The following is a 20,147-nucleotide window of genomic DNA, read 5'->3' as shown; positions in this document are numbered from 1 at the left end:
ATCACCTGCCCCGGTTTCAACCCTTGGCTTTCGCGGCAAAAAGCCCGTCGAAACGCTTCAACGCCGCCTCTTCGACGGCCACGCCGGGCCGGACGGCCTCGACATCCGGAGGAAACAGTTCGGGCCGGTCCGGGAACCATTCCTCGCGCAGGCGCCGATTCGATTCGGCATGGTGATCCATCAGGGCCCGCGCCAGCTCCGGCGGCAGCATGTCGCCCCGGCCTGCCGCCGCCTCGCCGAATTCCTCCATCACCTGCCGGTTGGCCTTGCGCAGCGACCGCCCCCGATCCGAGGGGATGGTGTTGTAATGCGCGATCAGCTCTGCCCCGGGGGACAGGTTCCTGCGCCATTCCGCGCTGTCCGCGGGGATCAGGTCGGGCCGCCCGATGGCGGCAAGCAGGGCTGCCACACTGTCGGGCTTCTCGCCGGAACTGGCCTCGGCATAGATTTGCGGAACGAGGCCGACATCGGGAAACGCTTTCCGCCAAGCCTGCAGCAAAGCGGCGTAATCGAGCTGCCTCAGCCGTCCGGGCCGGGCGAATTCCTCGATGCTGCCGGTGCGGCCGCTCCACTTGACCGCCTGCTTGTACAGCGCCTCGGCAAAGCGATCCTGGCGGCGCAGCCATATCAGGATGGAAATCTCGTGCCCGCGAAGGGCATCCACCAGGGGCGCCAGCGAATGCGGGCCATGATTGGAAAAGGCCTCGGACGAGATCAGCACGTCATCGACCTCACCGCCCGCCTCGTCGATCTGTTGCAGCACCTTGGCGATCAGCTTCTCACCCTCCGGGCCACGCCGGGCGAGGGCATCCGCCATCGGCCCGCAGGCCGGCAGATGCTTGCGCACCCGCACGTAAAGCAGCCGCTGCCGGCGCAGCTCGTCCTCATGCTCGGCGCACCATTGCTGCATCGCAGTGGTTCCGGTCTTCAACATCCCGATATGCAGCCAGATGCGTGGCACGGCACTTTCCCCGCTTCAAACCTAGCGAAATCCCGCTATGCGCCACCACTATCGGATCACGGGCCGGCGGCCAACGGCTAGAGCAACGGCGAAGCCAGTGCCAGCAGGTTATTGCGCAGCCGCCTGAGCCAACTCCAGTCGCGAACCTCCTGCAACGAGATCTCGTGCGCACGCTCGGCATAGCTTTGCTGACGCTGGTCCAACCCGGCCACGAAATCCGGATCGAACAGCGCCATGTTGACCTCGTAATTCAACTCGAAGCTGCGGCGGTCCAGGTTGGCGCTGCCCACCATCGCCATGCGCCCGTCCACCGTCATGATCTTGGCATGCAACAGGCCGGGCCTGAACAGGTGCAACCGGACACCGGCAGCCAGCAGCCCGTAATAGAACCCTTCGCTGGTCGCCCCCACCACCAGCGAATCGTTGCGGGCGGGCAGGATCATGTTCACCTCTACCCCGCGCCGCGCCGCCGCCCGGATCGCCGCATCCAGGGCCGCGTCCGGCACGTAATAGGGCGTGGTGATCGTCACCCGCTCCCGCGCGGCATGGATCATCGCGCTCAGGCAGTCCGAGACAGTGCCCGCCCGCCGATCCGGCCCGGTCGCCACGATCTGCGCGGCCATGCCCGGATCCTCGACCGCCTCGACAATTTCCAGCATGTCGCCCAGGTCGCGCCCGGTATAGCTCATCCAGTCGGCCAGGAAGACCGATTGCAACTGCCGCACCAGGGGACCCTCGACCGAGATCAGGATATCGACCCATGGCGCGAAGCGCGGCTTGACCGCGAATGCCATGTCCGAGCAGTTCCGGCTGCCGGTAAAGGCGATCCGGTTGTCCACCACCACGACCTTGCGGTGATTGCGCAAATCCAGCCGCTGGAACAGGAAGCTGATGAAGGGCAGCCCCCAGGGAAAGGCGGTCACGCAATCGGCCCCCGCCCCCTTCATCCGCCGCCACAGTTCCGAACGCACCAGCCCGCGCGAACCCAGGGCATCCACGATCACCCGGCATTCGACGCCACGGGTCTTGGCGCGGATGATCGCCTCGGCGATCTTTTCACCGCTGCGGTCGGGCAGCCAGATATAGAACAGCACATGGACATGATCCCGCGCCCCGTCGATGGCATCCACCATGTCATCGATGGCCGCATCCGATTCGTCCAGCAGGCGCAGCCGGTTCCCGTCCACCGCCGGCATCCCGCCCACGGCGGCATTGGCGGCGATCACCGGGCGGGCAAGGTTCGGAGGCTCGCGCAGCACCCGGCTGCTGGGCTTGCGCAGCCCGGTCAGCCGGTCGCGCACATCGGCCATGCGCTGCACCTCGGCGTGGTTCATCCGCACCTCGCCGAACAACAGGTAGGCGATGATCCCGACCAGCGGCACCGCTTCGATCACCATGATCCATGCCAAGCGCGCCGCAGGCTCCAGCCGCGGCCGCAGCAGCACCCGGCCCACCAGCGCCAGGGCAATCGCGGTATGTACGAAAACGAAGATCGAAGCCCACATGCCGACATCTATTCAGCACCACGCGACAATTGCAATTCCCGTCGTCGCCGCCTATCTGGGGCCTGCAACAGCAAAGGCCGTACGCGATGAACTGGATCACCAATTACGTCCGCCCGCGCATCAACTCGCTCTTTTCGCGCCGCGAGGTGCCCGAGAACCTGTGGACGAAATGCCCCGAATGCGGAACCATGCTGTTCCACCGCGAGCTGTCGGACAATCTCAATGTCTGCACCAATTGCGACCACCATCTCGCGATCACCCCGCGCGAGCGCTTTGCCGCGCTCTTCGATGGCGGCGTCTTTTCCGAGGTGAAGGTCCCCGAGCCGCTGGCCGACCCGCTGCAATTCCGCGACCAGAAGAAATACCCCGACCGGATGAGGGCGGCGCAGAAATCCACCGGCGAGAAAGAGGCGATGCTGGTCGCCGAGGGCGAGATGGGCCGCACCCCGATCGTCGCGGCCGCACAGGATTTCAGCTTCATGGGCGGCTCCATGGGCATGTATGTCGGCAATGCCATCATCGCCGCCGCCGAACGCGCGGTGAAACTCAAGCGCCCGCTGGTGCTGTTCTCGGCAGCCGGCGGCGCCCGGATGCAAGAGGGCATCCTCAGCCTGATGCAGATGCCCCGCACCACCGTCGCGGTCGAGATGCTGCGCGAGGCCGGTCTGCCCTATATCGTCGTGCTCACCCATCCCACTACCGGCGGCGTCACCGCCAGCTACGCGATGCTCGGTGATATCCAGATCTCGGAACCCGGCGCGCTGATCTGCTTTGCCGGTCCCCGCGTCATCGAGCAGACCATCCGCGAGAAACTGCCCGAGGGCTTCCAGCGCGCCGAATACCTGCTGGAACATGGTATGCTGGACCGGGTGACGCATCGCATGCAGCTGCGCGACGAGCTGATCTCGATCCTGCGGATGCTGGGCGGCATGCCCGCGCCGACAAGGGCGGATCTGCCCGCCCCGGCGGAAACAGCCGTTCCCTCGCCAGAGGACAACGTGAAACCCGAAGAAAAACCGGCTTCCTGACTTCTTCTTCATGCAAATATCCCGGGGGTCCGGGGGCTGGCCCCCGGCTTGTGCGACAATGAGCCATTCCGACGCCATCCTTGCCCGCCTCATGTCGCTGCACCCCAAGGTCATCGACCTGTCGCTTGACCGGATGCACCGCATCCTCGCCGCCCTCGGCCATCCCGAGCGCGACATCCCGCCGGTGATCCATCTCGCCGGAACCAATGGCAAGGGCTCTACCCAGGCCATGATCCGCGCCGGGCTGGAGGCAGGCGGCGCCCGCGTCCACGCCTATACCTCGCCGCATCTGGCCCATTTCCACGAACGCATCCGCCTTGCGGGAGAGCTGATCGCGGAATCCGAACTCGCCAGCGCCCTCGAGGAATGCGAGACCGCCAATGACGGCCAACCGATCACCTTCTTCGAGATCACCACGGCCGCCGCTTTCCTCGCCTTCTCGCGCAGCCCGGCCGATTACACCCTGCTCGAGGTCGGACTCGGCGGGCGGCTCGACGCGACCAATGTGATCGACGCCCCGCGCCTGACGGTCATCACCCCGATCAGCATCGACCACACCCAGTATCTGGGCGAGACCCTGCCCGAGATCGCCGGAGAAAAGGCCGGGATCATCAAGCCGCGCGTGCCCTGCATCGTCGGCCCGCAACAGGACGAGGCCCTGCGGGTGATCGAGGCCCGCGCCTCGGGCCTGACCGCGCCGCTCTCGGTCCATGGCCAGCACTGGCAGGTCGCGCCCGATCGCGACGGCATCATCTGGCAGGACGATCACGGGCTCTGGGATCTGCCGCGCCCCAACCTGATCGGCGACCACCAGGTCCAGAATGCCGGAACCGCGCTGGCCGCCCTGCGCGAACTCGGCGCGACCGAGGCGCAGGCCCGTGCTGCCGTCACCCGCGCCGAATGGCCCGCCCGGATGCAGCGCCTGACCCGTGGCCCGCTGATCGATGCCGCAGCTCCGCAGGCCGAGCTCTGGCTCGATGGCGGCCATAACCCGGCGGGAGGCGAGGCATTGGCCGCCATCCTCGGCAACCTGCCGCCCCGTCCGACCCATCTGGTCTGCGGAATGCTGAACACCAAGGATGTCACCGGCTACCTGCGCCCGCTGGCTCCGCATGCGGCCAGCCTCACCGCCATCGATATCGAGGGCGAGCCGAACACCCTGCCCGCCTCTGACACCGCCAGCTTTGCGAAACAGGTCGGAATGCAGGCAGGCACCGCCGACAGCGCGCAAGATGCGGTCCAGCGCATCACCGACGCCGATCCCCGCGCCCGCATCCTGATCTGCGGCTCTCTCTACCTGGCCGGGCGGATCCTGCGCGAGAACGGGTAAGACTATCCCTTCATCCGGCGGATTTCAGGCCGTTTCGCGCCGCTCCACGCCATGGAACAGCAGGCGAATGACATCGGAACGGGTGATGATCCCGGCCAGCCTTGGCCCCGACATGACCGGCACGATCTCCACGCCCTGAACCGCCAGTCGGTTCAGAAGCTGTCCGACAGGCGTATCCACCGTGGTGCCGCGATCGGCCGGTCTCGCGATCTGTCCCGCGGTAAGCTGCCTTGGGCGGCCGACAAGGCGCAGGTCGAATTGGCTTCGAGCCATCGCATCGATGATATCGGCCTGCAGGATGATGCCGCTGAAACGCCTCTCCGTGTCGATGACGGGAAGGCTCTTGATACGATGCTTGCGAAACAGCTTCGCAGCCTGGTGGATGCTGGTTTCGGGCCTGACCGAGACCAGGTCACGGGTCATGATCTCGGCGCAGGAAACGCCGTCAAAGCGGTGATTGGCCGCCTCTTGCTCGGCAGCCGCCAGCAGACGCCCCAGATCGACCACGCCGATATTCGCCGACTGATTGAATTTCCGCAGCAGCGCGCCAAGCTCGTCCTCCGGCAGACCAAGGCGGATCGCCGCTTCGCGCGACGAATCCGGCCGAGACTGCCTGAACGGATAGACCCGCCCCGTCAGGCGATTGAAGGTGATCGCGGCCCCGATCAATGTCATCGTCATCAGCCCGACCGGGACGAATGCGAAGGCGACGCCCGCCTCCAGGACCGGTCCGGGGTCCAGCGCCGCCAGAAGGGCAACCGCACCGCCCGGAGGATGAAGAGCGCGGGCCAGCATCATGACCAGTATGGCAAGGCCCACGGCAAGCGCCGGAGACCACGGACCGACATGCAGGCTCAGCACCGCAACTGCCGTCATGGCCGAGAGTATATTGCCCATGATGGCGGACCACGGTTGGGCCAGTGGTGAATTCGGAACCGCGAATGCCAGGACAGCAGTGGCGCCCAAAGGCGCGATCAGGGCCAATGGAAGGGTCCCGGCATGAGGCAGCCAGATTGCCAGCAGGGAACAGACCCCGATACCCGTTGCCGCGCCAAATGACGCGCGCAGGGCTTCCTGACCTGACGGTTTCGGAAGCACCGGGAGAAAGGCCGAGATCTGCAGGTTGCCACGACGCATCGTTGAATTGCTCATGATTAAGGCGAATTTGCACGCTATTGCCTTAATTGCGGGCAAAATGGAAACCCGTATCGGGTTCCAAACGCGACCCCGCAAGGACGAATTTTCCATCAGACGGGCATGAGGACCATCGAATTTCCAGACAGCATGTCAATCTCGGGACAGAGGTGGAAATGTTTGGATTTGTGTCGGCACAACTTTTTTCTTTTTGACGAGAGCAGGCGGAAGCCACCTTCCAGAACATGGCGACTGCCGAATACGCCCCCGATCACCGATCGACCACTAATCTCCCGCCCCTTCCGGCATGTGCTGTGTCAAGCCACGCTCTTGTTGCGCGATCTCGCGGATGCAACGCTCGCCCCTGTTGCACGGACTCGCCAGCCCTAACCGGCGAGGTCCAACCGGCCCCAATTCGCATCCTGCATCTCGCGGATCCGGCTCGCGGTGCGCTCGAATTCGAAACTGCCTTCGCCCTCGTTATATAGCTGTTCGGGCTGCGTGGCGGCGCTGGCGATCAGCCGCACCTTCGCCTCGTAAAGCGCGTCCACCAAGGTCACGAAACGCTTGGCCTCGTTGTAGTTCGACATGCCAAGTCGTGGAATTTCATCGATAATCAACGCATCGACACGCCGCGCCAGCTCCAGGTAATCGGCTGGTCCAAGCGGCTGGCCGCACAGATCCCAAAACCCCGCCCGTGCCAGCTTTCCCGCGCAGGCGGGCAGTTCGAAACTGCGGCCCTTCATCTCGATCTTGCAGGGCATGGGCGCGGCCCCGCCGCTCAACTCGTCCCAAAGCGCATCCAGCCCCGCATGCGCCTTGGCATCCGCGGGTGTGAACCAGACCTGCCGGTCGGTGCTGCGATTCTGGCGATAATCGGTATCGCTGTCCAGGCAGACAATCTCCATCCGCTCCCGGATGAGGTCGATGAAAGGCAGGAACAATTGCCGGTTAAGCCCGTTCTTGTACAGGTCCTCCGGCACCCGGTTCGAGGTGGTGACGATGCTCACGCCCTGGTCGAACAATATCTGGAACAACCGCCCGACGATCATCGCGTCGGCGATATCGGTGATCTGCATCTCGTCGAAACACAGCAGCCGCACCGACTCGGCCACGCCCGCCGCGACGGGACGCACCGTATCCTGGTCGCCGCGCTTGCGTGCCTCTTCCAGCCCGGCCTGGATTTCCTGCATGAATTCATGGAAATGCACCCGCCGCACGCCTCGGTCCGGGGCAGCCTCGACAATCAGGTCCATCAGCATCGACTTGCCGCGCCCGACGCCCCCCCAAAGATAGAGCCCCTTCTGCGCCGGTTCGGGCGCCGACGCGCCGCCGCCGAACAACGCTCGCCAGCCGGTCTTGCGTTTCGGCTGCATTGCGGCGGGATCGGGCAATCCCGCAACCAGCCGGTCAAGTTCAGACAGAACAGCCTCCTGCGCGGGATCGGCCGTGATCCGTCCCTCTGCCACATGCCGACGATAAAGCTCTGACACATCCACCATGATTGCCAACTGCCACGCTCCCCGCTCGCCCGCAAGAGGCCGGGCGCGGCCCGGTCGCGACGGCAGACGGAAGTCTGGCCTTCCGGTCCCCGCGCTGGACCTTGCCCGGCGCAGCGCCTAAACCGGCCGGCGGGGAACAATCAGAGACAGGCGGATATGGCGCGCGGCAACAGGATCATCGAAGACCGGCCCACCAGCAAGAGGGTCGGCGCGCTGCGGGCGCTTTGGCCCTTCGTCCGCCCCTACAGGTCGCAGGCATTGCTGGCCCTGATTGCCCTGATCGTCACTTCGGGGATCAGCCTGGTCCTGCCGTTGGCCGTGCGCCGGGTCGTCGACGGTTTCGACGACGGCGCCGGGCTGCTGGACGAGTATTTCTCTGCCGCGCTTGCCATCGTGGCGCTGCTGGCACTGGGCACCGCCGCCCGCTATTACTTCGTGACAAGACTGGGCGAACGGGTCGTCGCCGATATCCGCAAGGCGGTCTTCGCCCGCGTGATCACGCTCAGCCCCGGCTTTTTCGAGCGGATCATGACCGGCGAGATCCTGTCGCGCATCACCACCGATACGACATTGATCCAGTCCGTCATCGGCTCTTCGCTTTCCATCGCGCTGCGCAACATGCTGATCCTCGCGGGCGGACTGGCGATGCTGGCTTTGACATCGACCAAGCTGACCGGGCTCGTCCTGTTGATCGTGCCTGTCATCATCCTGCCGATCATCATCCTTGGCCGCCGCCTGCGCCGCCTGTCGCGGGTCAACCAGGACTGGATCGCCTCCAGCTCGGGCACCGCCTCGGAAAGCCTGCTGGCCGCGCAGACGGTGCAATCCTACACCCATGAGGCCCGCAGCGCCGCCCGCTTCGCCGATGTGACCGAGCAATCCTTTGACGTCGCCCTGACCCGGATCGGAACACGCGCGCTGATGACGGCGATCGTGATCTTCCTGATCTTCGCCGGCGTCATCGGCGTGCTCTGGATCGGCGCGCGGGACGTGCGCGAAGAAGTGATGACGGTCGGGCAGCTTGTGCAATTCGTCATCTACGCGATCCTCGTGGCCAGTTCGACCGGTGCCCTCTCGGAAATCTGGGGAGAGCTGCAACGCGCCGCCGGTGCGACCGAGCGCCTGGCAGAATTGCTGACCGCTCGGGACGAATTGTCCGACCCCGAGAACCCCGTCGCCCTGCCCCGCCCGGTGCAAGGCCGGATCGGACTGGACGGGGTGGTCTTCCACTATCCGACACGCCCCGACACCTCGGCTCTGGAGGATGTGGACCTGACCATCCAGCCGGGCGAGACAGTCGCGCTGGTCGGCCCCTCGGGCGCGGGCAAGACCACCGTGATCCAGTTGATCCAGCGTTTCTGGGACCCGATGAAGGGCCGGGTGACGCTTGACGGGATCGACCTGAAGGACATGCGCCGCGATGATTTCCGGCGAGCGATGGCGCTGGTGCCGCAGGACCCGGCGATCTTCGCCACCTCGGCGCGCGAGAATATCCGCCTCGGCGCACCCGATGCCGATGACACGCAGATCGAAGCGGCCGCGCGTGCCGCGCATGCCCATGATTTCATATCGGCGCTGCCGCAAGGCTATGACACGCAACTGGGCGAGCGCGGGGTGATGCTGTCGGGCGGTCAGCGTCAGCGTATCGCCATCGCCCGCGCCATCCTGCGCGACGCGCCGGTCCTTTTGCTGGACGAGGCGACAAGCGCGCTGGACGCGGAATCCGAGGCGCTGGTGCAGGCCGCCGTGAACCGCCTGTCCGAAGGCCGCACCACCCTTGTCATCGCGCACCGCCTTGCGACAGTGAAGAAGGCCGACCGGATCGTGGTCTTCGACGAGGGCCGTATCGTTGCGCAGGGCCGTCACGAGGATCTGGTCGCGGCGGATGGCCTATATGCGAGGCTGGCGCGCATGCAGTTCACCGACGGTCCACTTGACCCCTGACAGCATACAGGGCCGAACCCTCGGCATTTATTGAGGCGCGCCGTAAACCGCCGCCCAGAACCGGGTCTTGCCATCCGCGCCGATCGCCTGCCCGATACCGTAATCGCGAACGCTCGGAAGCAGGATATTCTCCAGATGCCCGGGCGAGTGATTCCATTCATGCAGGACCCGGTGCAGGTCGAACGGTCCAGCGGCGATATTCTCGGCCGTCAGCCTGGGCTTGTAGCCCAGCTTCTTCACCCGCGCGGCAGGGCCGCTGGTTTTCGAGCCGACATGTGTCATCCTGCCACGATTTGCCATGTCGCAGGCATGGCGCGCGGCGGCTTGGCCAAGGTCTCGTTCGGTTCCACCGGCGCGAATCCGATACGGTCACGGACGCTGTTCGTGGCCCGGGCGCCGATCCTGTTCTGATCCTCCGTCGTCTTGAAACAGGTCGCCTTGCCCGCCGCGATCACCTGGATATCATGGGGATCGAGAACCGGAGGCGCGGACCTTTCGGTTTCATTCGTCGCGCAGGCCGCAAGCCCCAGGCACAACATCCCTACAGACAACGTTTTCGCAGACATATCCGGATTCTCCTGTTCCACCGCGGGTTCAGGATTGGATAGGACGGCAAATGATAAGATTCGCTTGATGACGCCCTTGATTCACCGGGACCGGTCCGGGCTGGCCCGCGCGGAACCTCTGCAGCGTCAGTCGCGTTCAACCAAGGTGATCACGCTATTGAGAGGATAATGACGATGGCGATCTGGGATTTCGTTAAGGATACCGGCAAGTCGATATTCGGCAAGGCAGAGGCCAGCCCCGCCCCCGCCGACTCGAAACCATCCAAACCTGCGCAGGAAAATGCGACGCAAGCCAAGGTCGAAGCGCTGAAGAAAGAGCTCAAGACGCTCGGGCTGGATGCAGGCGATGTGCATCTGACGCTGAAAGGCGACCTGGTGAAGATCGAATCACGCGGCGCGGATCGCGAAACCATGGAGAAGCTGGTTCTCGCCGTCGGCAATATCGAGGGAATATCCAAGGTCGAAGCCGATATGCCCGAAGATGCCGAGCCGCAATTCCACACCGTCGCGAAAGGCGAGACATTGTCGGCCATCGCCAAGAAATACCTGGGCGACGCCAACAAGTATCAGGCGATCTTCGAGGCCAACAAGCCGATGCTTTCCGATCCCGACAAGATCTATCCCGGCCAGAAGCTGCGCATTCCCCAGGTGGCGTGACGCCGTAACATGACGTCGCGTCCGAATCGTGTTCTGACGCGGCGTCCTGCCCGCCTCTTGCCTGGTAGGCCCTTGCTCACGAGGGCAGGTTCATTCCATTCTGCCACATCATGAGCAGGGCCCGTGACCGGGCTCTGAAGGAGGGGGAAGTATGGGCCGTTTTGTCAATTATGACGACCGTAATCGCATCGAAGCCGAAATGGCCTATGAAGCGCGGGATCTTCCCGCAACGCTATACGGCTTTCTCGAACGCACGGCCCATCGTTTCCCCAACCGGCCCGCAATCAGTTTCCAGCTCATGTCAGGCGCGAAGGATCCGGCTACGACACTGAACTGGCGGGAACTTCTGGCGCGTGTCACCCGAACCGCCAACCTGTTTCGCAGCCTCGGCGTCGGTCCGGGCGATACCGTCGCCTATCTGCTGCCCAACAGCATCGAGACTCCGGTTGTCCTGCTGGCCGGGGCGACGGCGGGGATCGTCAACCCGATCAACCCGCTTCTGGACCCGGAACAGATCGCCGGGATCCTGCGCGAAACCAATGCCAAGGTGCTGGTCACGCTGAAGGCCTTTCCCAAGACCGACATCGCCCAGAAGGCCGCCGAAGCCGTCGCCTCGGCCCCTAATGTCTCGCATGTCGTCGAGATCGACCTGAACCGGCATCTGCACGGGTTGAAACGTTTCATCGTGCCGCTGATCCGGCCCAAGGTCACGGCGCAGCACAACGCCAAGCTGCTGGATTTCGAGGCCGCGACCAACGCGCAAGAGCCCGGCCGCCTGCAATTCGACGATCCGCAGCAGGACCGCATCGCCGCCTATTTCCACACTGGCGGCACGACGGGCATGCCCAAGCTCGCGCAACACAAATATTCCGGCATGATCTATAACGGCTGGCTGGGCGGCACGCTCCTGTTCGACGAGACCGACGTGCTGATGTGTCCGCTGCCGATGTTCCATGTCTTCGCCGCCTATCCGGTGCTGATGTCCTGCATCGCGTCAGGTGCGCATATCGTCATGCCGACACCTGCCGGTTATCGGGGCGAAGGCGTCTTCGACAATTTCTGGAAACTGATCGAGCGCTGGAAATGCACCTTCCTGATCACCGTGCCCACCGCCATATCGGCGCTGATGCAGCGGCCGGTGGATGCCGATGTGTCGTCGCTCAGAACCGCAATCTCCGGTTCGGCCCCCTTGCCGCTGGAACTGTATAACCGCTTCAGACAGGCCACCGGGGTCGAGATCGCCGAAGGCTACGGGTTGACCGAGGCGACCTGCCTGGTCAGTTGCAATCCCGTCGACGGGCTGAAAAAGGTCGGCTCGGTCGGGATCCCCCTGCCCTATACCCATGTCCGTATCCTCAATCACGACGATGCGGGCAATGTACATGAATGCGCTACCGACGAGGTGGGAGAGATCTGCGTGGCCAATCCCGGCGTCATTCCCGGCTCGACCTATACCGAGGCCGAAAAGAACCACCGCCTGTTCACCGAGGACGTGTATCTGCGCACCGGCGACCTGGGCCGGATCGATGCGGATGGCTATCTGTGGATCACCGGCCGGGCCAAGGACCTGATCATCCGGGGCGGCCATAATATCGACCCGGCAGAAATCGAGGACGGGCTGCTGAGCCATCCGCAAGTCGCGTTCGCAGGCGCGATTGGTCAGCCCGACAGCTTTGCGGGCGAATTGCCCTGCGTCTATGTCGAACTGGTCTCGGACGGCACGGTGACGGTCGAGGAACTGATGGAACATGCGCGCAACCATATCCACGAACGCGCTGCGATTCCTAAGCATGTCGAGATCCTGCCCGAATTGCCCAAGACGGCGGTCGGCAAGATCTTCAAGCCCGACCTGCGCAAGCTGGCCATCGCGCGTGTCTATAACGAGGTGCTGGAGGGAACGGGTGCCAGCGTAACCGAAGTTGTCGATGACAGGAAGCGCGGTCTGGTGGCCCGTCTGGTGCGCGATGGCGAGGTGGACGAGGCGGAGGTCAAGCGCAGGCTTGGCGAACATACCCGGCCATGGGAATGGATCGCCTGAGGCCAGTGTCACGGGGTTTCAGATGGACGATCCTGACACCGACCCCACCTGCCCGCTTTGCGGCCGTCCGATCCCGCCAGAGGCACCGCAAAGCCGTCATCACCTGATCCCGCGTCTGCGCGGTGGCAAGGGCGGTCCGACCGTGCTGCTGCACCAGGTCTGCCACTCGACCATCCACAGGACGCTGTCGGAAACCGAACTGGCACGCCACTACAACACGGTCGAGGCCCTGCGCAGCCATCCGGAACTCGTCCGGTTCTTCGCTTGGGTGGCCAAGCGCCCGCCCGGCTGGAAAGGCAAGGTACGTTAACCGAGGGTCGTGCGCCCTCGGGCGACCAGTCCCTGGATTTCCTTGAGGCTCATTTCACCGAAAACGCCCTCGTCCCCCGCGATGAAGGTCGGCGTGCCCATCAGGCCCATATGCTCGGCAAGATTGCCGCTCATCTGGATATGCTCTTCCACGCGGGGCGAATTCATATCGGCGCGCAGCTTTTCCTCGTCCAGCCCGATTTTCCGCGCCACGCGCATCACGGTCGCCTCGACCGCGCGATCTTTCATCCCCAGCAGGGCGGCATGAAACTGCCAGTATTTGCCCTGGTCCAGCGAGGCAAGCGAGGCCCGTGCCGCAAAGACCGATCCTTCGCCGAAAACCGGCCATTCGCGGTAAACCACGCGCAATTGCGGATCGGAGGAGATCAGCTTCTGCATCGTGCCGACCATCTTGCGGCAGAAGGGGCAATTGTAATCAAAGAACTCGGTCAGGGTGATGTCGCCATCCGGATTGCCCAGAACCGGCGAGGTCGGATCGCGCTCCAACGCCTTGCGCAGCTCCTCCGGCATCGGGTTGGGACGATCGGCATCCCGCGCAAAGGCGGGCATGGCCGCCCCCATTCCAAGAGCGGCTCCGCTAATCAGGATATGGCGGCGGGTCGGCATGGGCGGTCCTTTCGAGGCTTGGACAGGGCGGCTTGCCCATCCCTAAGGCCCGTGACCGGCGAGAGCCAGTCACGTTCCGGTGGGCGCGACCCACGATTACCGCGTGAATTTCTTGTATTTCACCCGCTTCGGCTCGACCGAATCCGGGCCTAGGCGGCGGATCTTGTCTTCCTCGTAAGCTTCGAAATTGCCCTCGAACCACTCGACATGAGCATCGCCCTCGAATGCCAGGATATGCGTGCAGAGACGGTCGAGGAAGAAACGGTCATGGCTGATGATGACCGCACAGCCCGCGAAATCCTCCAGCGCGGCTTCCAAAGCCTGCAGGGTCTCGACATCCAGATCGTTGGTCGGTTCGTCCAGCAACAGCACGTTGCCGCCGGATTTCAGCAGCTTGGCCATATGCACGCGGTTGCGTTCGCCACCCGAAAGCTGGCCGACCTTTTTCTGCTGATCGCCACCCTTGAAGTTGAAGGCCGAAGCATAGGCGCGGCTGTTCATCTGCGCGTCGCCAAGCACGATCTGCTCGGCCCCGCCGCTGATCTCCTCCCACACGGTCTTGCCCGCATCCAGCGCGTCGCGGGACTGGTCGACATAGGAAAGCTGCACCGTGTCGCCAAAGGTGATTTCTCCGGCATCGGGTTGCTCCTGGCCGGTCAGCATCCGGAACAGGGTCGATTTACCGGCACCGTTCGGACCGATCACGCCGACGATCCCACCGGGCGGCAGGCTGAACTCCAGATCCTCGATCAGCAGCTTGTCGCCCATGGCTTTCTTCAGCCCGCTGACCTCGATCACCTTGTTGCCGAGACGTTCGCCATTCGGGACGATGATCTGCGCGCGGGAAAGCTTCTCGCGCTCGGACTGGTTCGCCATCTCGTTATAGGCGTTGATCCGGGCCTTCTGCTTGGCCTGACGGGCCTTGGCACCTGCACGGATCCATTCCAGTTCGCGCTCCAGCGTCTTTTGCTTGGCCTTGTCCTCGCGGGCTTCCTGTTCAAGCCGCTTGGCCTTCTGCTCCAGCCATGCCGAATAGTTGCCCTCGTAGGGGATGCCCCGGCCGCGATCGAGTTCGAGGATCCAGCCGGTGATATCGTCGAGGAAATAGCGGTCATGGGTGACGATCAGGATCGTGCCGGGATATTCGATCAGGTGCTTTTGCAGCCATGCGATCGTCTCGGCATCCAGATGGTTGGTCGGTTCGTCCAGCAGCAGCATGTCGGGCGCCTCAAGCAGCAGCTTGCACAGAGCCACACGGCGGCGTTCACCACCCGAAAGCGTTTCGACATCGGCATCGTCGGGCGGGCAGCGCAGGGCCTCCATCGCCACGTCGATCTGGCTGTCCAGATCCCACAGGTTCTGGGCATCGATCTCGTCCTGAAGCGCCGCCATCTCGTCGGCGGTCTCGTCCGAGTAATTCATCGCCAACTCGTTGTAACGATCCAGCTTGGCTTTCTTGGCCGCCACCCCCAGCATGACATTATCGCGCACGTTCAGCGCCGGATCGAGCTGCGGCTCCTGCGGCAGATAACCCACGGTCGCGCCCTTGGCCGCCCATGCCTCGCCGGTGAAATCCTTGTCGAGACCGGCCATGACGCGCAGCAGCGTCGATTTACCGGCGCCGTTCACGCCGACGACGCCGATCTTGACGCCGGGAAGGAAGTTCAGACGGATGTTCTCGAAGACCTTCTTGCCACCGGCATAGGTCTTGGACACGCCGTCCATGTGATACACGAACTGATAGGACGCCATCGGAATCTCCTGCAAGCTTTGCGGCTATGTAGGCCAAAGCGGCGAGTCATGAAAGGGCAGCCGCGCAAATGTCTAGCGGGTTTCCTCGACAAAGCCGGGCCCGAACTCGGCCGCCAGGAAATCAAGCTGCGGCGCCATCCGTTCGGTCAGGGCATCGACTGCCTCGGCCGGGGGTTTCAGCCCTGCCGGGTTGGCGAAAACCTTCTGTCCCAGATTACCGTAGGGATAGGGCCCAATGCCCAGATATTCCTCGACCTCGTCCATCAGCTCACCAGGTGCACGGGCGATCCGGCCGAAGGGGATCACCATCATGTCCGGGAAATGCCGCCGCCAGCGGGGCAGGTAGGCCGCGTAATCCCCGCGATCGTATAGAATCGGGTTCTCGATCTCTTTCAGCCAGTCGGCCAGGGTTTCTGGCGTCCGCTTCTCGCGGCGCAGGTTCATTCGCAGTTGCGAGATGGCCCGATCAACCGGATGACGGATCAGGTAAAGAACCTTCGCCTTGCGCAGGAAGCGGGCCACGAACTCTACCCCCTCATCCGGCAGGGTCGAATATTCGGGCGTGAAATCCATCGGCACAGCGCCTTGCGGGGCAGGCGCGAAAACGCGCTTGTACCAATGGTTATGAAACATCTTCCCCGTGGTCAGCCCATCGAGATAGGCATCAAGCTCGGGCGGCATCGGCACCTCGCGCTTGACATGCCGGTCGCGGATTTCCTTGGGCTTGTTGCGGTAATGCCAACCGATCCAGCGCTGATGCTCGGGAATATACCGGTGATTGAAGAACTGGACCTCCTTGAAGGGCGGAATCCAGACTTGCGGATGCTGACCCAGCATCTGGGCAAGCCATGACGTGCCCGCCTTTTGTGCGCCGATGCACAATGCGCCGGGCTTGCGCGGCTGGCCGTCGGGATCAAAGGCTGGGCTGATGGTAATCATAGGTGGCAGCATGAAAAACCGGCTGTCATGGGGAAGGAATTACTTGGAACGCAACTTGACGACATTGCTTTGCGAATGGTTGGCATAGGTCGGCCAGTCCGGTTCATATTCATCCGCCTGATTGCCCCAGACCGTCCAGCCCTTGCGCGCGCCCCGTGCGAACATTTCCAGACGGGGGCCCCAACTGCAAGCCTCGATCACGTCATATTGCTCGTCGGGCTTGCGGCTGTGCTCGCGCTTGCGGGTGACAAAGACGTTTTCCTGCGAACGCCCCGGATCGAGCGTGCGGACATCCTTGCCGCGAACGCCGAACAGCAGCACCTCGGTCACGTTACGGAAATAGAACCCGACGCCGCGCCGGTCGGGGCCGCCATCCTTGCGAACCTTGTACCAGATCAGGTTGCTCTTGTACTTGAAACCCCATTGATCCATGACCCGCAGCCCCTCGGGCAGCAGAGCATTGGGCACCCACAGATACAGATGCGAGCGCGCCGCCGCGACCGCCTCGACCGGCAGATCGCAGATCTCGTCCAGCGTCATGGTCGGGTAACGCGACAGGCGCTTGTGTTCGGGCGCCATCTTGCCGGTGCGGTTCTGGAACTGCCAGGGCGGATCGGCGAGGATGGTGCCGAACCGGGTCTCTCCGGCGACAGCCAGCAGGTCGTCAGATGCACTGTTCATGGCTGCCCTCCGTCAACATATAGTTTCTTGGTTATACCGAACACCAATAGAGGACATCCAGCCCCGCCGCCACCTTCAATTCGCGGCAGCAGCTTGGACATATGCGTGGTCGATGCCCCGAAGGACGATTTTCGCCCAAGATCGTTGAAGATATCCTGAAGCTCGTCCGATCTGGTTATGATGACACCAACGCTCAGCGCGCGCAAATCGAACAGCAGGCGAAAGTTGTTGAGATCGCGGTCGAAGAATGGATCCTTGTTGTTCCATTCGATTTCCAGCCCGATCTTGTTGCGGTAGCAGTCGATCTTGTGGGTCGGGCTGTCGAGCCGGTTGCCGTCGACCAGCACTGCGGTCTGGAACTGCTTTTCCTCCCATCCGCGCCGCATCAGGAAACCGTCGATCCGGTCGGCAACCTGCGATTTCCTGCCGCCACCGACCTCGATCCATTCGCGACGCAGGCGGAACGCGGTCAGCACATCCAGGATGTCGCGCCATTCATCCTGAAAATCATGGGCGAGGATCGCGCTGGCATGCCGCCATTCATGCACCTCGTAATGCGTCCGCACGAATTCGGGCAGACGATCCTGCAAGCTCACAGCCTGCCCCAGAGATCGTATTCGCCCGCCTCGTCCACGGTGACGGTCACGATATCACCCGGTTTCAGCGCCTCGAAACCCTCGTCGATGAACAGGTTGCCATCGATCTCGGGCGCGTCAGCCTTGGTTCGGCAGGTCGCACCGTCCTCGTCCACCGCGTCGACGATCACCTCCAGCTTGCGCCCGATCTTGGCCGCCAGCTTGGCCTCGGAGATCGCCTGCGCCTTCTGCATGAAACGGTCGAACCGATCCTGCTTGATCTCGTCCGGAACATGGTCGGGCAGGTCATTGGCCCGCGCGCCATTGACGTTTTCGTATTGGAAGCAGCCCACGCGATCCAGTCTGGCCTCGTCCAGCCAATCCAGCAGGGTCTGGAACTCTGCCTCGGTCTCGCCGGGATAGCCGACGATGAAGGTCGAGCGCAGGGTGATCTCCGGGCAAACCGAGCGCCACGCCGCGATCTCGTCCAGCGTTTTCGCCGCCGCTGCCGGCCGCGCCATGCGCTTGAGCGTATCGGGATGGGCGTGCTGGAAGGGAATATCCAGATAGGGCAGCACCAGCCCGTCGGCCATCAGCGGGATCAGATCGCGCACATGCGGATAGGGATAGACGTAATGCAGCCGCACCCATGCGCCCAATCCGCCAAGATCGCGGGCCAGGTCGGTGATATGGGCGCGATGGCCCCGTTCCTCGGCGAATTTGCGGTCAACGCCATAGGCACTGGTATCCTGCGAAATGACCAGCAATTCCTTCACCCCGGCCTCGACCAGCTTTTCGGCCTCGCGGATCACGGCATGGGCGGGGCGGCTGACCAGCCTGCCGCGCATGTCGGGAATGATGCAGAACTTGCATTTGTGGTTACAGCCCTCGGAAATCTTGAGATAGCTGTAATGGCGCGGAGTCAGGCTCACACCGCTGGCGGGCAGCAGATCGACAAAGGGATCGGGCGAGGGCGGCACCACCCCGTGCACCGCGTCCAATACCGATTCATATTGATGTGGTCCGGTGACCGCCAACACCTTGGGATGCGCGCCGGTGATATATTCCGGCTCTGCCCCCAGGCAGCCGGTGACGATCACCCGGCCGTTTTCCTGCAACGCCTCGCCGATCGCTTCCAGCGATTCCGCCTTGGCACTGTCAAGGAAGCCGCAGGTATTCACGATCACCGCATCCGCACCGCCGTAATCGGGGCTGATCGCATAGCCCTCGGCCCGCAGCCTTGTCAGGATGCGCTCGCTGTCGACCAGGGCCTTTGGACAGCCGAGACTGACCATGCCGATGGTTGGCTGACCCGCTCGCCGCTCATCGGGAATGGTGGCGCGGGCGAGATCGGGGCGAAGATCGGGCGGGTTCTGCTGCATCCGCCGCACATAAGCGATTCGCGGGCACCTGAAAAGAGAGCATTACGAATGCCATTCGCCGGAACGTGACTTCCCCTTGCGCTAATTTTCGCGGCATATGCGAAGCATGTTTACAAGAATGCGCAGATATGCCCCGCTGATCGGTACCGTATTGATGCTGTCTCTGGCACCTCATGCGGGAACCGCAGAGATAAGAGAGCGTGCAAAACTTATCGATGTCGTCAACGACAAGGGCGGCAATGTGCTGGAGATGGTCAAGCTGCGCGAGCGGCTTGCCCGGTCGGGCAAGAGAGTCCGAATCCGGGGCTATTGCCGCTCGGCCTGCACGATGCTGATCACCATGCCCAATGCCTGTCTCGGCCCCTATGCCCGAATCGGATTTCACGCGCCCCGCATCCCGAACACCTCGATCATCCCACCCTATGTCGATCAGATCATGGGCAGCTATTACCGGAACGGCATCCGCCAACGCTGGTTCGGAGGCTGGAACAGGTCGTTGAACATGACCGTGATCTCGGCCCGCGATTATGTCCGGCTGGATCCACAGACCCGTATTTGCAAAGGTCTTGTCAGATCGAAATAGCGATAGAATCGGACGGTGCCGCGCCGGAAGGAACTGGCGCGGCACCGCCACGATTCATGTCTTGTTCACTGGCGCAGAGCTCGAAAGCGCGATCATCGACACGCCGTTCGAAATCAGCTCGATCGCCAGCAGCACGCCCAGGATCGTCGCGGCAGAAGCCGGGAAATTCGCAAAGATCATCAGGGCAAGGACAATCGACAGCGCCCCGCTTAGCAGGATCAGCCAGAAACCATTCCCGCGTTCAAGCGAGAACGCCATGGCCAGCTTCACCGCACCCGCCACGAGGAACAGGATGGCGACGATCAGGGTCAGCGACAGGATACCTGCCAGGGGCCGGGCCAACAGCATGACACCAAGGATGGCAAAGGCCAGCCCCGCCAGTATCGCCCAGATCCTGCCGCGCCAGCTCTTTTGCTGAAACACCGCGAAGATCTCGAGCACACCGATGAACAGGAAGCTCCAGCCGGCAAGCCGTTCGGCGGTCAGGGTGGCGGCAAGGGGATTGGCCAGCGCCAGGACGCCCGCAACAATCGAAAGCCCGCCAAGGACAATCCAGAATATACGCATCATAAAATCTCCATCGTTACCTACGGATGCAAGATTATCCCGCCGATCGCCGAGGCACGCCATCGAT

The 20,147-nt window shown here is 63.3% G+C and carries 20 protein-coding genes; 7 read left to right on the top strand and 13 right to left on the bottom strand.

Annotated features, from left to right (window positions below; genetic code table 11):
• Positions 1–16: 16 nt before the first annotated feature.
• Complete coding sequence (locus tag A7A09_RS08250; RefSeq protein WP_106690943.1) at positions 17–961, bottom strand: hypothetical protein; 945 nt, start codon at positions 959–961, stop codon at positions 17–19.
• A 77-nt stretch (positions 962–1,038) separates the two neighbouring features.
• Positions 1,039–2,466, bottom strand: coding sequence for a cardiolipin synthase (gene cls, locus A7A09_RS08245; protein ID WP_106690942.1), 1,428 nt, complete (start codon positions 2,464–2,466; stop codon positions 1,039–1,041).
• An 86-nt stretch (positions 2,467–2,552) separates the two neighbouring features.
• Here cls and accD point away from each other — a divergent pair, with 86 nt between their 5' ends.
• Both accD and A7A09_RS08235 read left to right on the top strand, forming a co-directional pair.
• Complete coding sequence (gene accD, locus A7A09_RS08240; RefSeq protein WP_106690941.1) at positions 2,553–3,494, top strand: acetyl-CoA carboxylase, carboxyltransferase subunit beta; 942 nt, start codon at positions 2,553–2,555, stop codon at positions 3,492–3,494.
• Between the two features lie 58 nt (positions 3,495–3,552).
• The gene (locus A7A09_RS08235; protein WP_106690940.1) at positions 3,553–4,824 is read left to right on the top strand and encodes a bifunctional folylpolyglutamate synthase/dihydrofolate synthase; all 1,272 of its coding nucleotides are present in this window, start codon (positions 3,553–3,555) and stop codon (positions 4,822–4,824) included.
• 24 nt (positions 4,825–4,848) lie between these two features.
• Here A7A09_RS08235 and A7A09_RS08230 read toward each other — a convergent pair whose 3' ends face one another.
• A complete protein-coding gene (locus tag A7A09_RS08230; protein ID WP_106690939.1) occupies positions 4,849–5,961 on the bottom strand; it encodes an HPP family protein in 1,113 nt (370 codons plus the stop codon).
• A 383-nt stretch (positions 5,962–6,344) separates the two neighbouring features.
• Complete coding sequence (zapE, locus tag A7A09_RS08225; protein WP_106690938.1) at positions 6,345–7,460, bottom strand: cell division protein ZapE; 1,116 nt, start codon at positions 7,458–7,460, stop codon at positions 6,345–6,347.
• Between the two features lie 156 nt (positions 7,461–7,616).
• On the opposite strand from zapE, the gene A7A09_RS08220 reads away from it, so the two are divergent.
• Positions 7,617–9,404, top strand: coding sequence for an ABC transporter transmembrane domain-containing protein (locus A7A09_RS08220; protein ID WP_106690937.1), 1,788 nt, complete (start codon positions 7,617–7,619; stop codon positions 9,402–9,404).
• Between the two features lie 27 nt (positions 9,405–9,431).
• Here the strand turns inward: A7A09_RS08220 and A7A09_RS08215 are convergent, their stop codons facing one another.
• Positions 9,432–9,704, bottom strand: a complete 273-nt coding sequence (locus A7A09_RS08215; RefSeq protein ID WP_106690936.1) for a CAP domain-containing protein — start codon at positions 9,702–9,704, stop codon at positions 9,432–9,434.
• Positions 9,683–9,970: a hypothetical protein gene (locus tag A7A09_RS08210; protein WP_148043627.1), complete on the bottom strand. Its 288-nt coding sequence runs from the start codon at positions 9,968–9,970 to the stop codon at positions 9,683–9,685. The genes A7A09_RS08215 and A7A09_RS08210 overlap by 22 nt, the downstream gene beginning before the upstream one ends.
• A 174-nt stretch (positions 9,971–10,144) precedes the next feature.
• Here A7A09_RS08210 and lysM point away from each other — a divergent pair, with 174 nt between their 5' ends.
• From lysM to A7A09_RS08195, 3 genes are all read left to right on the top strand, one after another.
• Positions 10,145–10,627 carry a peptidoglycan-binding protein LysM gene (lysM, locus tag A7A09_RS08205; RefSeq protein WP_106691068.1) on the top strand — a complete coding sequence of 161 codons (483 nt, stop codon included), beginning with the start codon at positions 10,145–10,147 and terminating at the stop codon, positions 10,625–10,627.
• A 151-nt stretch (positions 10,628–10,778) separates the two neighbouring features.
• Positions 10,779–12,665 (top strand): acyl-CoA synthetase, encoded by a 1,887-nt coding sequence (locus tag A7A09_RS08200; RefSeq protein WP_106690934.1) that lies wholly within the window; start codon positions 10,779–10,781, stop codon positions 12,663–12,665.
• 22 nt (positions 12,666–12,687) lie between these two features.
• Entirely contained in the window at positions 12,688–12,975 is a 288-nt protein-coding gene (locus A7A09_RS08195) for an HNH endonuclease (protein ID WP_106690933.1), read from the top strand.
• On the opposite strand, the gene A7A09_RS08190 is transcribed toward A7A09_RS08195, so the two are convergent.
• The 6 genes from A7A09_RS08190 to rimO all read right to left on the bottom strand — a co-directional run bounded on the left by A7A09_RS08190 (position 12,972) and on the right by rimO (position 18,930).
• The gene (locus A7A09_RS08190) at positions 12,972–13,601 is read right to left on the bottom strand and encodes a DsbA family protein (protein WP_106690932.1); all 630 of its coding nucleotides are present in this window, start codon (positions 13,599–13,601) and stop codon (positions 12,972–12,974) included. The two genes, A7A09_RS08195 and A7A09_RS08190, sit on opposite strands and share 4 nt — an antisense overlap.
• Positions 13,602–13,697: 96 nt before the next feature.
• On the bottom strand, positions 13,698–15,353 hold the full coding sequence (gene ettA, locus A7A09_RS08185; RefSeq protein ID WP_106690931.1) for an energy-dependent translational throttle protein EttA: 1,656 nt from the start codon (positions 15,351–15,353) through the stop codon (positions 13,698–13,700).
• Positions 15,354–15,425: 72 nt separating this feature from the next.
• The gene (locus tag A7A09_RS08180) at positions 15,426–16,304 is read right to left on the bottom strand and encodes a sulfotransferase family protein (RefSeq protein WP_245999227.1); all 879 of its coding nucleotides are present in this window, start codon (positions 16,302–16,304) and stop codon (positions 15,426–15,428) included.
• A 27-nt stretch (positions 16,305–16,331) separates the two neighbouring features.
• Entirely contained in the window at positions 16,332–16,973 is a 642-nt protein-coding gene (locus A7A09_RS08175) for an MT-A70 family methyltransferase (RefSeq protein ID WP_106690929.1), read from the bottom strand.
• Positions 16,970–17,563 (bottom strand): BglII/BstYI family type II restriction endonuclease, encoded by a 594-nt coding sequence (locus tag A7A09_RS08170; protein WP_106690928.1) that lies wholly within the window; start codon positions 17,561–17,563, stop codon positions 16,970–16,972. Before A7A09_RS08170 ends, A7A09_RS08175 begins: the two co-directional genes overlap by 4 nt.
• 2 nt (positions 17,564–17,565) lie before the next feature.
• Positions 17,566–18,930, bottom strand: coding sequence for a 30S ribosomal protein S12 methylthiotransferase RimO (rimO, locus tag A7A09_RS08165; protein WP_170167050.1), 1,365 nt, complete (start codon positions 18,928–18,930; stop codon positions 17,566–17,568).
• Positions 18,931–19,048: 118 nt separating this feature from the next.
• Here rimO and A7A09_RS08160 point away from each other — a divergent pair, with 118 nt between their 5' ends.
• On the top strand, positions 19,049–19,513 hold the full coding sequence (locus A7A09_RS08160; RefSeq protein ID WP_106690926.1) for a hypothetical protein: 465 nt from the start codon (positions 19,049–19,051) through the stop codon (positions 19,511–19,513).
• A gap of 54 nt (positions 19,514–19,567) precedes the next feature.
• Here the strand turns inward: A7A09_RS08160 and A7A09_RS08155 are convergent, their stop codons facing one another.
• Complete coding sequence (locus A7A09_RS08155) at positions 19,568–20,080, bottom strand: HdeD family acid-resistance protein (RefSeq protein ID WP_106691067.1); 513 nt, start codon at positions 20,078–20,080, stop codon at positions 19,568–19,570.
• Between the last annotated feature and the right edge of the window lie 67 nt (positions 20,081–20,147).

The sequence above is a fragment of the Paracoccus methylarcula genome, from assembly GCF_003007735.2.
Classification (GTDB): Bacteria; Pseudomonadota; Alphaproteobacteria; order Rhodobacterales; family Rhodobacteraceae; genus Paracoccus; species Paracoccus methylarcula.
The sequence above is the reverse complement of the archived record's forward strand: the minus strand, read 5'-3'. Positions and strand labels throughout refer to the sequence as shown.

Excerpts from the sequence above, each read along its gene's own strand:
- cls (WP_106690942.1), bottom strand. The coding sequence starts at position 2,466 with ATGTGGGCTTCGATCTTCGTTTTCGTACATACCGCGATTGCCCTGGCG.
- accD (WP_106690941.1), top strand. The coding sequence starts at position 2,553 with ATGAACTGGATCACCAATTACGTCCGCCCGCGCATCAACTCGCTCTTT.
- A7A09_RS08235 (WP_106690940.1), top strand. The coding sequence starts at position 3,553 with ATGAGCCATTCCGACGCCATCCTTGCCCGCCTCATGTCGCTGCACCCC.
- A7A09_RS08230 (WP_106690939.1), bottom strand. The coding sequence starts at position 5,961 with ATGCGTCGTGGCAACCTGCAGATCTCGGCCTTTCTCCCGGTGCTTCCG.
- zapE (WP_106690938.1), bottom strand. The coding sequence starts at position 7,460 with ATGGTGGATGTGTCAGAGCTTTATCGTCGGCATGTGGCAGAGGGACGG.
- A7A09_RS08220 (WP_106690937.1), top strand. The coding sequence starts at position 7,617 with ATGGCGCGCGGCAACAGGATCATCGAAGACCGGCCCACCAGCAAGAGG.
- A7A09_RS08215 (WP_106690936.1), bottom strand. The coding sequence starts at position 9,704 with ATGGCAAATCGTGGCAGGATGACACATGTCGGCTCGAAAACCAGCGGC.
- A7A09_RS08210 (WP_148043627.1), bottom strand. The coding sequence starts at position 9,970 with ATGTCTGCGAAAACGTTGTCTGTAGGGATGTTGTGCCTGGGGCTTGCG.
- lysM (WP_106691068.1), top strand. The coding sequence starts at position 10,145 with ATGGCGATCTGGGATTTCGTTAAGGATACCGGCAAGTCGATATTCGGC.
- A7A09_RS08200 (WP_106690934.1), top strand. The coding sequence starts at position 10,779 with ATGGGCCGTTTTGTCAATTATGACGACCGTAATCGCATCGAAGCCGAA.
- A7A09_RS08195 (WP_106690933.1), top strand. The coding sequence starts at position 12,688 with ATGGACGATCCTGACACCGACCCCACCTGCCCGCTTTGCGGCCGTCCG.
- A7A09_RS08190 (WP_106690932.1), bottom strand. The coding sequence starts at position 13,601 with ATGCCGACCCGCCGCCATATCCTGATTAGCGGAGCCGCTCTTGGAATG.
- ettA (WP_106690931.1), bottom strand. The coding sequence starts at position 15,353 with ATGGCGTCCTATCAGTTCGTGTATCACATGGACGGCGTGTCCAAGACC.
- A7A09_RS08180 (WP_245999227.1), bottom strand. The coding sequence starts at position 16,304 with ATGCTGCCACCTATGATTACCATCAGCCCAGCCTTTGATCCCGACGGC.
- A7A09_RS08175 (WP_106690929.1), bottom strand. The coding sequence starts at position 16,973 with ATGAACAGTGCATCTGACGACCTGCTGGCTGTCGCCGGAGAGACCCGG.
- rimO (WP_170167050.1), bottom strand. The coding sequence starts at position 18,930 with ATGCAGCAGAACCCGCCCGATCTTCGCCCCGATCTCGCCCGCGCCACC.
- A7A09_RS08160 (WP_106690926.1), top strand. The coding sequence starts at position 19,049 with ATGCGCAGATATGCCCCGCTGATCGGTACCGTATTGATGCTGTCTCTG.
- A7A09_RS08155 (WP_106691067.1), bottom strand. The coding sequence starts at position 20,080 with ATGCGTATATTCTGGATTGTCCTTGGCGGGCTTTCGATTGTTGCGGGC.